At 55.9% G+C, this 15,513-nt stretch carries 17 protein-coding genes and 1 pseudogene; 15 read left to right on the top strand and 3 right to left on the bottom strand.

From position 1 onward, the window contains the following. Positions 1 to 34 precede the first annotated feature (34 nt). From hslU to ACZ1GS_RS10420, 3 genes are all read left to right on the top strand, one after another. The gene (gene hslU, locus ACZ1GS_RS10410) at positions 35 to 1,336 is read left to right on the top strand and encodes an ATP-dependent protease ATPase subunit HslU (RefSeq protein ID WP_472695126.1); all 1,302 of its coding nucleotides are present in this window, start codon (positions 35 to 37) and stop codon (positions 1,334 to 1,336) included. Positions 1,337 to 1,369: 33 nt separating this feature from the next. Continuing rightward, positions 1,370 to 1,771 (top strand): GFA family protein, encoded by a 402-nt coding sequence (locus tag ACZ1GS_RS10415; RefSeq protein WP_472695127.1) that lies wholly within the window; start codon positions 1,370 to 1,372, stop codon positions 1,769 to 1,771. Between the two features lie 82 nt (positions 1,772 to 1,853). Next, entirely contained in the window at positions 1,854 to 2,483 is a 630-nt protein-coding gene (locus ACZ1GS_RS10420) for a peroxiredoxin family protein (protein WP_472695128.1), read from the top strand. Here the strand turns inward: ACZ1GS_RS10420 and ACZ1GS_RS10425 are convergent. Further along, positions 2,476 to 5,403 (bottom strand): M16 family metallopeptidase, encoded by a 2,928-nt coding sequence (locus ACZ1GS_RS10425; RefSeq protein ID WP_472695129.1) that lies wholly within the window; start codon positions 5,401 to 5,403, stop codon positions 2,476 to 2,478. The genes ACZ1GS_RS10420 and ACZ1GS_RS10425 overlap by 8 nt on opposite strands. Before the next feature lie 124 nt (positions 5,404 to 5,527). On the opposite strand from ACZ1GS_RS10425, the gene ACZ1GS_RS10430 reads away from it, so the two are divergent. The 11 genes and pseudogenes from ACZ1GS_RS10430 (at position 5,528) to ACZ1GS_RS10480 (ending at position 13,586) form a co-directional block, all read left to right on the top strand. Further along, positions 5,528 to 6,100, top strand: a complete 573-nt coding sequence (locus tag ACZ1GS_RS10430) for a NifU family protein (RefSeq protein WP_472695130.1) — start codon at positions 5,528 to 5,530, stop codon at positions 6,098 to 6,100. Between the two features lie 45 nt (positions 6,101 to 6,145). After that, entirely contained in the window at positions 6,146 to 6,739 is a 594-nt protein-coding gene (locus ACZ1GS_RS10435; protein WP_472695131.1) for a malonic semialdehyde reductase, read from the top strand. Between the two features lie 7 nt (positions 6,740 to 6,746). Continuing rightward, the gene (gene tsaB / locus ACZ1GS_RS10440; RefSeq protein ID WP_472695132.1) at positions 6,747 to 7,382 is read left to right on the top strand and encodes a tRNA (adenosine(37)-N6)-threonylcarbamoyltransferase complex dimerization subunit type 1 TsaB; all 636 of its coding nucleotides are present in this window, start codon (positions 6,747 to 6,749) and stop codon (positions 7,380 to 7,382) included. A 3-nt stretch (positions 7,383 to 7,385) separates the two neighbouring features. Then, on the top strand, positions 7,386 to 7,886 hold the full coding sequence (rimI, locus tag ACZ1GS_RS10445) for a ribosomal protein S18-alanine N-acetyltransferase (RefSeq protein WP_472695133.1): 501 nt from the start codon (positions 7,386 to 7,388) through the stop codon (positions 7,884 to 7,886). Between the two features lie 122 nt (positions 7,887 to 8,008). Then, on the top strand, positions 8,009 to 8,428 hold the full coding sequence (locus ACZ1GS_RS10450; RefSeq protein WP_472698119.1) for a Ros/MucR family transcriptional regulator: 420 nt from the start codon (positions 8,009 to 8,011) through the stop codon (positions 8,426 to 8,428). A gap of 111 nt (positions 8,429 to 8,539) precedes the next feature. Beyond that, positions 8,540 to 8,962: a Fur family transcriptional regulator gene (locus ACZ1GS_RS10455; RefSeq protein ID WP_472695134.1), complete on the top strand. Its 423-nt coding sequence runs from the start codon at positions 8,540 to 8,542 to the stop codon at positions 8,960 to 8,962. Beyond that, positions 8,934 to 9,734 (top strand): lysophospholipid acyltransferase family protein, encoded by an 801-nt coding sequence (locus ACZ1GS_RS10460; protein WP_472695135.1) that lies wholly within the window; start codon positions 8,934 to 8,936, stop codon positions 9,732 to 9,734. Before ACZ1GS_RS10455 ends, ACZ1GS_RS10460 begins: the two co-directional genes overlap by 29 nt. 8 nt (positions 9,735 to 9,742) lie before the next feature. Further along, positions 9,743 to 11,081, top strand: a pseudogene (miaB, locus tag ACZ1GS_RS10465) (tRNA (N6-isopentenyl adenosine(37)-C2)-methylthiotransferase MiaB). Then, the gene (locus ACZ1GS_RS10470; RefSeq protein ID WP_472695136.1) at positions 11,081 to 12,109 is read left to right on the top strand and encodes a PhoH family protein; all 1,029 of its coding nucleotides are present in this window, start codon (positions 11,081 to 11,083) and stop codon (positions 12,107 to 12,109) included. The pseudogene miaB and the gene ACZ1GS_RS10470 overlap by 1 nt, the downstream one beginning before the upstream one ends. After that, positions 12,096 to 12,596, top strand: coding sequence for an rRNA maturation RNase YbeY (gene ybeY, locus ACZ1GS_RS10475; protein WP_472695137.1), 501 nt, complete (start codon positions 12,096 to 12,098; stop codon positions 12,594 to 12,596). The genes ACZ1GS_RS10470 and ybeY overlap by 14 nt, the downstream gene beginning before the upstream one ends. Before the next feature lie 30 nt (positions 12,597 to 12,626). Further along, complete coding sequence (locus ACZ1GS_RS10480) at positions 12,627 to 13,586, top strand: hemolysin family protein (protein WP_472695138.1); 960 nt, start codon at positions 12,627 to 12,629, stop codon at positions 13,584 to 13,586. Here the strand turns inward: ACZ1GS_RS10480 and ACZ1GS_RS10485 are convergent. Beyond that, positions 13,574 to 14,044 carry an MOSC domain-containing protein gene (locus tag ACZ1GS_RS10485; RefSeq protein WP_472698120.1) on the bottom strand — a complete coding sequence of 157 codons (471 nt, stop codon included), beginning with the start codon at positions 14,042 to 14,044 and terminating at the stop codon, positions 13,574 to 13,576. The two genes, ACZ1GS_RS10480 and ACZ1GS_RS10485, sit on opposite strands and share 13 nt — an antisense overlap. After that, entirely contained in the window at positions 13,948 to 14,235 is a 288-nt protein-coding gene (locus tag ACZ1GS_RS10490; protein WP_472695139.1) for a hypothetical protein, read from the bottom strand. The genes ACZ1GS_RS10485 and ACZ1GS_RS10490 overlap by 97 nt, the downstream gene beginning before the upstream one ends. Before the next feature lie 64 nt (positions 14,236 to 14,299). Here ACZ1GS_RS10490 and ACZ1GS_RS10495 point away from each other — a divergent pair, with 64 nt between their 5' ends. Beyond that, complete coding sequence (locus ACZ1GS_RS10495) at positions 14,300 to 15,481, top strand: glycosyltransferase family 4 protein (protein WP_472695140.1); 1,182 nt, start codon at positions 14,300 to 14,302, stop codon at positions 15,479 to 15,481. Positions 15,482 to 15,513 lie beyond the last annotated feature (32 nt).

Here is a 15,513-nt window from a genome sequence, read left to right on the forward strand (position 1 = left end):
ACATAACCTATCTTGATTTCACCAAAGGGCACCCATGCTAGATAATCTCACCCCAAAGGCCATCGTCCAGGCGCTTGACGAGCATATTGTCGGCCAGAAAGAGGCCAAGCGCGCGGTTGCCGTGGCGCTGCGCAATCGCTGGCGGCGACAGAAGCTTCCGGCAGAACTGCGCGATGAAGTCACGCCAAAAAACATCTTGATGATCGGCCCCACCGGTTGCGGCAAGACCGAAATTTCGCGCCGGCTGGCGAAACTGGCCGATGCGCCCTTTATCAAGATCGAAGCGACCAAATTTACTGAAGTTGGCTATGTCGGTCGGGATGTCGAACAGATTGCGCGCGATCTCGCCGAAGAAGCCGTGCGCCTTGAGCGCGAGCGCCGTCGTCTGGCGGTGCGCGAAACCGCGTCCGATGCGGCGATGAAACGGCTGCTGGATGTGCTATGCGGCGAAAATGCCAGCGAAGCGACCCGTGAAAGCTTTCGTCAGCGGGTGGTCGACAATCATATGAACGATACCGAGATCGAGATTGAAGTCGAAGATGCACCCAGCATGCCGATGGATATACCGGGCATGTCCGGCCAGGTCGGGATGATCAACCTGTCCGACATGATGGGCAAAGCCTTGGGTCAGAATAATCTCAAGCGCCGCAAGATGCGCGTGGCCGATGCCTGGGACAAGCTGATCGAGGAAGAATCCGACAAACGGCTCGACGATGATGATATTGCCCGTTCAGCGATTACCGATGCCGAATCCAATGGCATCGTTTTCCTCGACGAAATTGACAAAATCGCGGTCAGTGATGTCCGCGGCGGTTCGGTCAGCCGCGAGGGCGTCCAGCGCGATCTTCTGCCGCTGATCGAAGGCACCACCGTGGCGACCAAATATGGCCCGATGAAAACCGACCATATTCTGTTCATCGCCTCGGGTGCTTTTTCAATCTCCAAACCGAGCGATATGTTGCCTGAACTGCAGGGACGCCTGCCGATCCGGGTTGAGCTGCGCGCGCTGACCGAAGCGGATTTCGTGCGTATTCTGACCGAAACCAAAGCGAATCTGCCAACCCAATATGTCGCGTTGCTGGGCACCGAAGACGTCACCATCGAGATCACCGAAGATGCCGTAGCCAAGCTTGCCGAAATCGCCGCCAATGTGAACGAAACGGTCGAGAATATCGGCGCCCGGCGCCTGCAAACGGTGATGGAGAAACTGCTCGAGGAAATCAGCTTTGAAGCAGAGGATCGCAAGGGCGAGACCATCACCATTGATGCGTCATATGTCGATGGTCAGCTGTCCGATGTTGCCAAAGACACCGATTTGTCGAAATATGTGCTATAACATAATGGGTTTGACACTTAGCGGGAGGTAATCATGGCTTCAGGGGGATGTTATTGCGGTTCGGTTCGATATGAGATTGGCGGCCAACCGATCAATCAGTCTATTTGCCACTGCCGCGATTGCCAGAAATCCAGTGGTGCACCTTCGGTTGCCTGGATCATGCTCGATCAGGACGAATTTTCGGTCACCAGCGGGAGCTTGAAAACCTGCAGCGGGCAAAATGGTGCAGAGCGGCTGTTCTGCGGCGATTGCGGTACCGGCATCGCTTATAAAAATGCCAATATCCTGCCCGGAATGATCGACATTCAGACGGTCACGCTGGATGAGCCCGATGGCTACACACCGGAAATGAACGTCCAACTGGCCGAACAAATCGAGTGGGAAAAGGCAGCGCACAGCCTGCCCGGCTTTGACCGGTTTCCACCCCAGGACTGATTCCCAAGAAAAATTTTAATCGTCTGTAACCTTCACCGGGCTTGCCCCGAATACCAACGGACAATTTCCAAGGAGTAAACTATTGAAACGGATCGCCCCTCTTCTCGCTCTGGCCCCTGCGCTGGCCATTGCTTCCTGTTCGCAGCCCGCATCGCAATCGGAGGAAGCCGCTGAGACCAATGATATCGAGACACCAGCCGCCCCGGCGGAGACCGAAGCCCTGGAGACTATTGATGCTGGCCTGGCAGTGGGTGCCGAGGCGCCGCTGACGGCCACAGTGATGGCCGGTGAAACCGAAAAATCCCTGGCCCAGATCCTCGAAGATGGGCCGGCCATATTGGTCTTTACACGATCAGTGGAATGGTGCCCCTTCTGTCAAACCCAGCTCAAGGGCATCAACGCGATCGTCCCTGATCTCGAAAAACGCGGCTACAAGCTTTATGGTGTCAGCTATGACAGCGTCGAAAGCCAGGACCGGTTTTCCAAGAACCAGATGCTGGACTACATGATGTTGTCTGACGAAGACTCCAAAACGATCGACGCATTCGAATTGCGGGACCCACAATATACCGAAGGCAAAGCGGTTGGCGTTCCTTATGCTTCTGTCGTGGTTATCGACAAGGATGGCACGATCACAGCCAAATCGGTTTCGGGTGATTACAAGAAACGCCCGACCAACGAACAGGTCCTCGCCATTGTGGACGCTATCTAGACGTTAACGGCGCCGCGGCTTTTGATGAAGTCGCGGCCCGCTTATTGCCCTCCGGCAGGACCACCAGCTTCCATCTGGTGGAATGCTTGAGATATTTCTGCGCCAGGCTTTGCACTTCTGCGGGCGTGATCACGGTGTAATCCTGCAGCAGGGAGCCGAGCACCGTCAGCTTGCGCGGATCGAAGCTTGCGCCTTCCATATTGGCCATCCAGAAACTGTTTCCGCTGCTGGCCCGCGCGATCAGTTGCCGCAACGGTTCAACCACCCGCTTCAGCTCATCTTCGCTCACCGGTTTCTCGCGCAGATCTTTCGCGATGAGCTCTGCGACACCGTAGAAACGATCAATATTGTCCGGCGTCAATTGGCTTGAAGCGCTGATATACCCCCCGGTCGGAAAGGCGACTGGCCAGTTATTGATCACCTGCGGGCTATAGGTAGCGCCTTCCTTCGAGCGCAAAATCTCGAATAGCCGGTCATTGAATATCGAAACCAGCACTTCCAGCTGGCGGCTTTCCTTGATATTTTCGATCCCGCCGCCGGTCGGCCAGGCGATCAGGGCCGCTGCGCGCTCGCTATCGCCTTTGTGAACCAGGATTTCAGGACCGGATTGAGCCGTCGGAAATTCGGGAGATATCACCGGTTGCGAGTCTTTTGGCTCTTTGCGTTTTCGCAACGCGCCAAATGTTTCCAAAATCATTTCAACCGCCTCGTCCCGGTCGAAGTCGCCAAACAGCATCAGTTCGATCGGTCCGCTCTTCAATATCGGCTTCCAGAATTTCTTGAACTGCTTGGTCGTGAGATTGTTGAAATCATCCTTGTCCGGCGTCTTCCAGCGCGGGTCCTTGCCCCGGACCAGCCATTCGAGATCGCGTTGCAACACCGCCTGCGGTGACGCCGAGAAGCTGTCATAGCCAATGAGAGAAGCCGCTTTCCCGCGCAACACAGGCGCTTTGTCCCAGCGCGGATATTGCAATTTGGCAGCCATCAGATGGAGCTGGTCTTTCAGATCCGCGGCGCGGGTGTCTGCCTTGATTTCAAACGCATCATTGTCGATCTCAAAGCCAAGACCAATGCGCCGGCCAGTGGTGATGCGGTCCAGCTCTTCCTGTCCCAATTTGCCAACACCGCTCGCCATCAACGCCAGGGCTCCTGACCAAGCCAAGCCTTCGTCTTCGCTGTCGAGTCCGCGATATCCGGTTCCGAACCGGGCGTTGACCATGATCTTGTTCCGCTCCGCCTTGTTGGGGAACAGCAACACCCGCACCCCATTGGACAGCACCAGTTTTTCAATTTCAAACCGACCGATTTTCTGCGAACTCTTGATTTTGCCCTTGCGGCCAATGCGCGGCAACGCGTCAAAGCCGAGATCGGCTTGCTCGACTCGCGCATTATCGGCGGCCTTCACTTTTTCGGTCAGCGCGCGCGCCAATTGCACCTTGCCATCCTCAACGACCGTGGGGGACGTCAACAAGGCACGAGTGGCCACCCCTTCGAACAGTTTCTGTGTCGATGCAAGCAGCCGCTCGGGCGTATATTGGTCGCGCATCGCTCGAAACACGTCCAGCGCGGTCTGCGGCGTGGCGACGGTCTCGCGAATATCCACGGCTTTGACAATGTCATCGGCCTGCTTGCGCGCCGCCTCTGTTGCATAGCCCTCGACTCCAATGGCCAAAGCGGCATCAAATTCAGCAATTTCGCGCGCAATATCCGCTTCGGATGGTGGCCGGGTTGTGGCATCGGCGATCACCGCGCGCACATCCTTGAGCGCCGCGGCCCAATCTTCGGTCAAGGGAACAATATTGATAAACGTGCCGTCGACGGACCGGCTGACATCTTCCTGACTGACGCTCGCCTGCAAATAGCTGCCGCCGCCGCGCGCGCGGGTTTCAAGGCGCCGGTTGATCATCTGGAGCGCCAGAAGATCGATCAACAATTGCTGGTTATAGGCAATCGTATCATTGACTTGCCGCCAGGGTCTCACCGTCGCCAACGAGATAAAGCGGGGCAATGTCGGTTCAATCACGATGCGGCTGGTGTCCGCATCCGGATCGGGATCGCCAAAGGCCGGAGCAACCCCCGCCTCGCCTTTTCCCTTCCAGTCGGAAAAATGCTTTTTGAGCAACGCTTCAAATTCTTCCGGGTCACCGTCACCGGCAATAACAACAACCGTATTTTCTGGCCGATACCAGCGTTGGTGAAATAGTTGCATGCGCTGGGGCGTGGCGGCGGCCAGCGTTTCCGGTGTTCCAATTGGCGCCCGAATTGCGCGACGCTGCCCGGCAAAGAACAGCGCGCTGGTTGCATCCTGCACCTTGGTTCCGGGACCCTGCCGTTCCTGCAATTCTGCCAGTACCACCGGACGCTCGGCGTCAATCGCGGTGACCGACAGCCCGGGCGCGCTGATCATACCGGAAATAATCTTGATGCTTTCGTCGAGACTGGTCGGATTGGCGTTGGGCAGGTCCAGCTTGTAAACCGTTTGCGTGGGCGTGGTTTCCGCATTGCTGTCGCTGCCGAACGTCGCGCCCAGGCGTTGCCAGACGCGCTTGGCTTCGCCGTCCGGCACATATTCCGAACCGCGGAACGACAGATGCTCCATGAAATGCGCATAGCCTTGCTCGTGATCCAGTTCCATCAACGAGCCAACATCGATACGCACGCGGATCGAAACCTGCCCCGGGGGCACGCCGTTGCGCTTCACAGCATAACGGAGGCCATTGTCGAGGACGCCAAAGGTCCAGCTCTTGTCGACCGGGACATCACTCCCTTTGTACAGCCACGGCAATTCCTCGGTTGCCGGCGTGGAGGCGGGCGCGTCATCTGTGGTCTGCGCAATGGTGCTCTGAGGAGCGATAACCAGGGCCGCGGCTAAAACGAACAATTTGGGGAATCGACCGGGAATTGGGAATTTTTTGATCATGACGCGGTTATAAACAGCCCCTTTCTGACTGACCAGTGAATAGTCTTTGCGAATCCGCGATTAATTCCGCCCAATAATGGATTTTGGCCTTGATAGGATGCCCATATGGCCCCACATATCTGGCATGCTGATAGAAACTGAAAAAACACCCAACCCGTCCACCCTCAAATTCTTGATGGGCCAGACCGTCATGACCGATGGCACGAGAGATTTCGCATCGCCCGAGGATGCCGAAATATCACCCTTGGCCGAGGCCCTTTTCACCTTGGGTGACGTGACCGGTGTGTTTTTTGGCTCGGATTTCGTTTCCGTCACCGGCGGTCCGGGATCCGATTGGTCGGACCTGAAACCCCAGGTGCTGAGTATCTTGCTCGATCATTTTTCAGCCGAATTGCCGCTCTTCAAGCCGGGATCTGCTGGCGAAATTCAAATTCCCCCTGAAGAAGAGGTCCATGACGATCCAGAAGATGCAGACATTGTTGCACAGATCAAGGAACTCATCGAAACACGCGTCCGGCCAGCCGTTGCCAATGATGGCGGAGATATTGTCTATCGCGGATTTAATCGCGGCGTCGTGTTTCTCAAGATGCAGGGCGCCTGTGCCGGTTGTCCATCATCGACAGCCACATTGAAGCATGGCATTGAATCACTGCTCAAGCATTATGTACCGGAAGTGGTGGAAGTGCGCGCAGCCTGACCACTGCGATGCTTGCACCCGGCCTTCTGCTAAAATGGGGATCTCATGAACACACCACTCGCCGACGCGGCACTCGACCAGATTTTCCGCACGGCCCGAACCTTTAACGGCTATCACGACAAACCCGTCACCACCGACCAGCTGGAGGCGATTTGGGATCTCCTGAAAATGGGCCCGACCAGCGCCAATATGCTGCCAGCCCGGCTCGTCTGGTGCCATAGCCAGGACGCGAAGGACAAGCTGGCGGACTGTGCGGGCGAAGGCAACAAACAGAAGATCAAGGATGCACCAGCCGCTGTGATCATCGGCATGGATCAGGATTTTCACGAACATCTGCCCGAACTATTCCCGCACACCGATGCGAAAAGCTGGTTCGACGGAGACCCGGAAGGGCGTGTCGACGCCGCGATGCGGAACAGCTCGCTGCAAGGTGCTTATTTTATCATCGCCGCCCGCGCGCTTGGTCTTGATACAGGACCCATGTCCGGCTTTGACAATCAGGCCGTCGATCAGGCCTTTTTCCGGGATCAGCCCAATGTGAAATCCAATTTCATCTCGACCCTGGGCTACGGCGATCCTTCCACGATTTTTGACCGCAGCCCTCGCCCGGCATTCGATAAATTCAACACCATCATCTGACTGACGGATGCCGTCCTTTTCCGATCGCACCTTGGCTATCGATACAGCCACCACTGCCTGCTCCGTCGCCTTGTTTGAAGATGGTCGACTGGTTGACAGCGGCTTTGCCGAAATTGGTCGCGGTCATGCCGAGAAATTGATCCCGATGATTGCCAGCTTGCCCGACAAAGGGGCGGCCGGAAAAATTCTGGTCAATTGTGGCCCCGGCAGTTTTACCGGAGTCAGAATTGGCCTGTCCGCCGCCAAGGCTCTGGCTCTGGTCTGGAATGCGGATGTTCTTGGCTATCAATGCCTGCATCTGATAGCCGCGCAAGCCCTAGCCAAAATGGCGGATCCCGCACCAATCTATGTCGCGATGACGGCCGGGCACGGCGAATATTTCGTCCAGAATTTTGACGACAACGGAATCGCCCGCGATGCGCTCCAGTCATTGCCCCCGGAAGCCGCGCGCCAAAATTGCATGTCCGACCATCTCGCCGGAACAGCGGCGGCCGATCTTGCGGACAGTATATCGCACGCTTCATCGCGCGCCCTCTTGCCAGATGCGGCACAATCTATGCTATTATTTGCCCATCGACCCTTTATTGATGCATCTCCGGTCTATGGTCGCCCCCCGGATGCGCAACCGTCACAACAAGGCTGAAGGATGGCAAAGAAACACTGCGATATTCCTGCTCAGCCAGTGGATGATGGCATATTGCTCGAAGAGCGGGATCTCGAGGGGCTGCCGGTGGTCATGGCGGTTATGGCGGCGTCCTTTTCGAGTGAATATGGCGAAAGCTGGAATGAACGACAATGCCGATCGATGCTGGCACTTCCCGGCACCGAACTTATCGTTGCGCACTATGGCAACACGCCATGCGGCTTTGCGATCGGCCGGAAAATGGCGGGGGAAGCCGAGCTGTTGATGATCGCCGTGCATCCGCGTTATCAGCATCGCGGCATTGGCCTCGCCTTGCTGAACCGGTTCATCGCCAAGGCGATTGACGACAGGATCACGACCGTATTTCTTGAAGTCCGGGAGAATAATCCGGCGCAGCTGCTCTACCAAAAAATGGGATTCAAGAAAATCGGTCAGCGCAGAGACTATTATACCGGACAGAACAAAGAAAAATTCGACGCTATTACCTATAGAAAAATGCTCTAGCACCGCCAGCAGAGAAGCTTCCCACCGATGTTCTGGTTGACGGTTGATAAGCGCCAATATTCGTGCAAATAGAAGCCGCAATTAGGCTTGTTAACCATATTTGGTCGCGCAATGAGGTTCATATGACAGAAGAAGAAGTCGCTCTCAAAGAGACATTGATCACCCTCACATCGGATATTGTCGCGGCACATGTCAGCAACAACAGTGTTGCCGTTTCCGATTTGCCGGTCATTATCAAGAGCGTCCACGACGCTTTGTCGGGCTTGTCGAGTGCGAACGATGCAGATATGAAATTGGATCCTGCTGTCTCGATAAAGGCGTCGATAAAGCCGGACTATATTGTTTGTCTGGAGGATGGCAAGAAGCTGAAAATGCTCAAGCGGCATCTGATGACTCGCTATGGAATGTCGCCAGATGAATATCGCGCCAAATGGGGCTTACCAACCACCTACCCGATGGTCGCCCCAAATTATGCTGAACAGCGGCGCAAGCTGGCCAAAGCCATTGGTTTGGGTAAGAAGAAAAAGGCCAGAAAGACCTGAGCAAGCATAGGGTTCCGACCTGCTTTCTTTTTCGGTCGAGGATTGGCAATTTTCTCTTTGCTTTATGGCCCGTCGATAATAGAGTCGACCGAACGAATTGGAATGGAGCGGATGCCGGACAAAATTGATCTCGAGAAACTTTGCGCAGAAAAAGGCCTGCGAATCACCGACCAACGGCGCGTGATTGCACGGGTAATTTCTGATGCAGACGATCATCCTGATGTTGAAACCCTGCACGAACGCGCCTCTGCGGTGGATTCCCGGATTTCCATTGCAACCGTCTATCGAACGGTCCGCCTTTTTGAAGAAGCGGGCATTTTGGATCGGCATGATTTCGGTGATGGCCGGGCCCGCTATGAAGCGGTTCCGGAGGCGCATCATGATCACTTGATCGACGTCGAGACCGGCAAAGTCATCGAATTTGTCGATCCCGAATTGGAAGCGCTGCAGAAGCAAATTGCCGAGAAGCTCGGATATCGACTCGTCGATCATCGCATGGAACTCTATGGCGTATCCTCTGACCGAAAACGCTGACGCACCCGCGAAACGTCATTCGCTTTTTGGACTGATACTCATTGGCATTCGGGCAACGGGCATTGTCATCAGCTTGCTGGCCTGCCTGCCGTTCCATTATCTCTGGCGCCTCTTTCGCCTGCCCTCGCCCTGGCCGCGCTTTTTCCTCTGGCTCGTGGCAACCAATTGCGGCGCGACCATAAAGACCAATGGTAACCGTCTGAAAGAAGACGTATTTTATGTATCAAACCATATTAGCTGGTTTGATATTCCGGTCATTGCCGGTGTCACAGGATGCACATTTGTAGCGCAGGACGGCATTGCCAGCTGGCCGATCATCGGTTGGTTATGCCGGATCAACAAGACGATTTTTGTGTCCCGCACCAATCGGATGAACGTCGGCGGCCAGATCGAGATTATCCGGGAAGCGATTGAAGAAAAATACCCGATCACGGTCTTCCCCGAAGGCACCACGACGGACGGCCATAGCCTGCTGCCGTTCAAGCCATCGCTGTTCGAAGCCATGGCACCGCCGCCGAAACCGATCATGGTGCAACCCATGCTGCTCGACTTCGGTCGGGTTAGCAGGGATATTGCATGGGTGGGCGACGAGCCGGCCGTCGAGAATGCCAAGCGGCTGTTTTCCAGATGGGGTGTGATACCCGCCACCTTGCACTTTCTGGAACCGTTTGATCCCGCCGCCTACGGGGATCGCAAGGCGATTTGCGCAGAAGCGGAGCGGCGCATTTCGACCGCGCTTTCCGCTTCCTTGTCCGGCAAGCCCGTTGTATAGGCGAGCGGATGAACAAAGAGAATCCCAAGACATTTCGGATCAAATCCTTTGGCTGTCAGATGAATGTCTATGATGGCGATCGCATGTCTGAAATGCTGATCGACCAGGGCATGACCGGAGCAGCCGATGGCGAGGATGCGGACCTGATGGTGCTGAACACCTGCCATATTCGCGAAAAGGCGGCTGAGAAAGTCTATTCCGACATCGGACGGTTGCGGGACAAACAAGGCAACAGCCCAATGATTGCGGTTGCCGGTTGTGTCGCGCAGGCGGAAGGCAAAGAAATTTCCCGCCGGGCCCCCAGTGTTGATATCGTCGTCGGGCCTCAGGCCTATCACCGGTTGCCGGAGTTGATTGCCAAGGCCAAAACCGGGAAGAAAGCGCTGGATACCGACATGCCAGCGGCTTCGAAATTCGATGCCCTACCCGCGCGCAAGAAACAGGCCCGGCCCAATGCTTTTCTGACCGTGCAGGAAGGCTGTGACAAATTTTGTACCTATTGCGTTGTGCCTTACACCCGGGGCGCCGAAATTTCGCGTCCGTGGTCCGATCTGATTGATGAAGCAAAAGCGCTGATTGACGGCGGTGCCAAGGAAATCACGTTGCTCGGTCAGAATGTCAACGCATGGACGGGTGTCGACAAAACCGGCAAGGATCAGGGACTTGATGGCTTGATCCGGGCCCTTGATCGCTTAAACGGACTCGAGCGAGATCCGCTACATGACAAGCCATCCCAATGACATGACCGACGGCCTGATCGCGGCGCATGGCGATGTCGCAACGCTGATGCCCTATCTCCATCTGCCGGTCCAGTCGGGCAGTGATCGGGTGTTGAAAGCAATGAACCGCTCCCACAGCGCACGCAGCTATCTCGATATCATGGATAAAATGCGCGAGGTGCGCCCTGACATCGCGATATCAGGCGATTTTATTGTCGGTTTTCCGGGAGAAACCGACGCCGATTTTGAAGCCACGTTGGGAATTGTTCGCAACACCCGATATGCGCAGGCCTATTCGTTCAAATATTCGCCGCGTCCGGGAACTCCGGCTGCAATGATGGAAGAACAGATTGCGCCCGAGTTGATGAACGAGCGCCTGCAACGGCTGCAGGCTTTGCTCAACGAGCAGCAATGGGATTTTAACAAGCAAACTGTTGGGCGGCGGACATCGGCATTGCTCGAACGGCAAGGCAAGCTCGATGGGCAACTGGTGGGCAAGACTCCCTGGCTGCAGTCGGTTCACGTAATCGCGCCGGATCTGGCCATTGGCGATATGGTTGAAGTGACTATCGAAAGCGCCGGCCCCAACAGCTTGCAGGGTCAAATCATGCAAAGAGAAGCTGCCTGATGGCCAAAAAGAAAGCGGTGGAAAACAACCCCAATCTGGTCACTCTGGATATTGAATTTGATGACCCGCAGATTCTCGGCGATCTGTTCGGCGAATATGATCGCAATATTGTCGCCATCGAAAACCGGCTTGGCGTGTATATCGCAGCCCGCGGGACAAAGCTGAAAATCGAGGGCGAAGAGGAAGCCGCGACCCATGCCCATGATGTTTTGACCGGAATCTATAATCGGTTGGAAGAAGGCCAGGAAATTGACGCGGGTGCGGTTGAAGCCATTATCGGCATGGCCGCTGACCCCAGAGCAGCGAAAGCAGCGCGAAAAGCCGCCCCTGCCAAGCCCAATCACAAGGATGTTTCGGAACCACCCAAGGTGATGATCCGGACCCGCAAGAAAACCATTTTCCCGCGATCTGTCCGCCAGGCCGAATATATGGAAGCGCTCGCCCGCGACGACATGATTTTCGCCCTTGGTCCGGCCGGAACCGGCAAGACCTATCTCGCGGTCGCACAAGCGGTGTCGCAGCTGGTGACCGGCACGGTGGATCGCTTGATCCTGTCACGACCGGCGGTTGAGGCAGGCGAGAAAATCGGCTTCCTGCCCGGTGACATGAAGGAAAAAGTCGACCCTTTTCTTCGCCCGCTTTATGATGCGCTTTATGACACGCTGCCCGCCGAACAGGTGGAACGGCGCATTGAGAGCGGTGAAATCGAGATCGCTCCGATTGCCTTCATGCGCGGCCGGACGCTGGCCGATGCCTTCGTCATTCTCGATGAAGCGCAGAATACCACGCCCGCGCAGATGAAAATGTTTTTGACCCGGTTCGGCATGAACAGCCGCATGGTTATTTGTGGTGACCCCAGACAAGTCGATTTGCCAGGCGAAGCCGTGTCCGGGCTCGCCGATGCGGTCCATAAGCTGCGGGATGTCGATACGGTGAGCATGGTCAAATTCGGTGCGGCCGATGTCGTGCGCCATCCTCTGGTCGGAAAAATCGTCGAAGCCTATGAAGGCAAAGATGCTGCAGACTGAAGTGCACAGCGATCCGGTTTGGGATAGCGCAACAGATTGGCAGACATTATCCGAAGCTGCAGTTGCGGCTGCGGTGCGGTCCTCTTCGCACGCCACCCTTGCCGATGGCGATTTCACCGTGGAAATCAGCATAAAACTGGGCACCAATGACGAAGTGCAACAATTGAATGCAGCCTATCGCAGCAAGGACAAGCCGACTAATGTCCTGTCCTTTCCGATGGTACCGGCGGACCTTTTGAATAGCCTGTCACACAGCGACGATGGCGAAGTGCTGCTGGGTGACATCATCATGGCCCATCAGGTCTGTCGGGCCGAAGCAGACGAGAAAGGCATAGCCATGGCGGACCATGCCAGCCATCTGCTGGTCCATGGAACGCTGCATTTGCTGGGCTATGATCACGAGACAGAGAGCGACGCGCTGATGATGGAGCAAATCGAAACCAATGCGCTGAAAGCTGTAGGGATTGCTAATCCCTACGCAACGTAACATAAGAAATGGAAAACCAAAGTTAGACCAATGGCAGACGATAATAATATAGGCAGCGGCAATGGTGGGCGATCGTCCAACCCGTTCCGCGAAGAGGATGAAGAACCGGGGCGAATATGGCGCAACCTGAAAGCGATGCTGTTCGGGGAAGCGGAAGATAGTTCCCTGCGCGCGCAACTCGAAGAAGTCATAGACGAACATGAACAGGATGCGGATAGCGACAAGAGCGGGACCGAAGATATTTCTCCGGTCGAACTCGAAATGCTCCGCAATCTGCTTCATTTTGGCGATCACCGCGTCGATGATGTCGCCGTTCCCCGCGCGGATATAATCGCGATCGAGGAAAATGCACCGTTCAGCGAATATGTCGAAATTTTCTCCGAACATGGCCATAGCCGTATTCCGGTCTATCGCGACAATCTCGACACGATCATTGGCATGATCCATATCAAGGATATCTTCGCCATTGTCGCCAAAGGGGGCCCACACCCCACTGATATTACGCCTTTTTTACGACAACCGCGATTTGTACCGGAATCGATGGGCGTATTGGACCTGCTGGCGGAGATGCGTGCAACGCGGATCCATCTCGCGATTATTTTCGACGAATATAACGGCACCGAAGGCCTCGTCACGATTGAAGACCTGGTCGAAGAAATTGTCGGCGAAATAGAAGATGAGCATGATGACGAACCCGTGCCGATGCTGAGCCCTCAGGCAAACGGGATCTGGGAGGCCGACGCGCGTGCCGAGCTTGACGATGTCGGAGAAGAAATCGACCCGGCACTGGCAGAGATTGACGAGGATGTTGATACGATTGGCGGGCTTTCCTTTGTTCTTGCCGGTCATATTCCCAAGGAAGGTGAATTGCTCGACCATCCCAGCGGCTGGCAGATCAAGATCCTCGAAGCGGATGATCGCCGCGTGACAAAATTGCGCTTGCTACCGCCGGACGAAACCCCCGGGGACAAAGCGGCTCAATCGCGCTGACCAGCGGCCAGTTTCGCGGCGCGATCCCGCCAGGTCGATGCCAGAACCGGCAATTCGGACAAGATATCTAGGGCGCGCCCCTCGCCCTTATTCTGGCCCCCGATCAGCAAGGCGAACAGCCTGTTCAGCGGCCATTCCGGATGGGGGCGGTCGATCTGGACAATCGCGTCACCAGCCGCGATCGCTCCGGGATGCGTCACCCGGAAATAACTGCCGGAATAGCCTGTTTGAATGACCGTTTTCATGACATCCTTGTGCCCCAGTCGATGGTTGAGCTTCCAACAAGGCTGTCGGGCATGGCTGCATTCGATGACCGCATCACCAATCTGAAAAACATCCCCCAGACAAAGCTTGTCTTCGGTCATTCCCAGACAACTGAGATTCTCTCCGAAAGCCCCGGCTGAAGCCAGAACCGCGTTCCCGGGATAGCGATGGCGCCAGTAGGGATAATGCTCCAGCGGATAGAGATGAACGGCCTTGTCGAGACCACCATGATGTTTTTGTCAGCAACCTGGTTGCCTCTAAGCCCCGCATGATCGAGCTTTATCCGGCCCTGCACCGCCGCTTTGGCGATCGCGCTCGGCTCGCCATCATCACCAAAGGGCTTCGACTTGCCGATCAGCAGGCTTTCCAGTGTCGTTCTAATCATCGGCAAACGCTAACCGGCGAAGTTCACAATGGCAATTTCTGTTTGATTATGCTTGAAGGCGGCGATGGAAATTCGAGACCTTCGGATCGCGCTCTATAGCGGGAATTATAATTTTGTCCGCGATGGAGCCAATCAGGCTTTAAACCGGTTGGCAGGCTATCTCCTGAAACAGGGTGCGGCGGTCCGCGTCTATTCACCGACCACCGACACACCGGCCTTTGAACCGACCGGCGATCTGATCAGCGTCCCGTCTTTTGCCTTTCCCGGACGCGGCGAATATCGCTTTCCGACCCATATTTCTGCCAAAGCGAAACAGGATCTCGCCGCCTTTGCGCCGAATATCCTGCAGATTTCCAGCCCCGATCCGGTGGGGCACAAAATGGTAAGCTGGGCGCGGAAACAGGATATTCCGGTCCTCGCATCAGTGCACACCCGTTTCGAGACCTATCCACGTTATTATAACCTCGCTTTTCTCGAGCCGGTGATCGAAGCGATCCTGCGCCGGCTCTATCGCCGCTGCGATGCTTTGGTGGCTCCATCCGAATCCATGGCTCAGGTCCTCCGCGATCAACGGATGAGCTATGATGTCGGTATCTGGTCCCGCGGCGTCGACAAGACCATTTTCCATCCCTGGCGGCGCGATCCGCAATGGTTGCAATCACTGGGCATCGATCAGGATGAAATGGTGATCGGCTTTCTGGGCCGACTGGTGATGGAAAAAGGGCTCGACGTCTTTGCCGACACAATCGACGAACTCAAGCGACGCGGCGTCAAGCACCGGGTGCTGGTCATTGGCGAAGGCCCCGCCCTGCAATGGTTTGAAGATCGTCTGCCCGACGCGGTCTTCGCCGGATTTCAGCAAGGCAGCGATCTCGGTCGCGGCGTTGCGAGCATGGACATGCTTTTCAATCCATCGGTTACCGAGACGTTCGGCAATGTCACGCTGGAAGCGATGGCCTGCGGGCTACCGGTGGTTGCAGCCAAGGCGACCGGCAGTCAAAGCCTGGTCAAAGACAAGGAATCCGGACGGCTTGTGACACCCGGCGCGATCCGGGATTTTGCCGATGCGCTTCAGCTCTATTGTGAGAACAGCAATGTGCGAAAAGCCCATGGCGCGGCGGGAGAAGCCCGTGCCGACGAGTTTAGCTGGGATCAAATCAACCAGACCGTAGCGGAAACCTACTTGCGCCTGATCCGGCAGCGCCAGTCCGGCCACGGACCAATCGAACAGGCATCCATAAGATAAGCCCTCAAAAGATAAAACCGCGCAACCCGTTC

This window comes from Parasphingorhabdus sp. W113, from assembly GCF_055693205.1.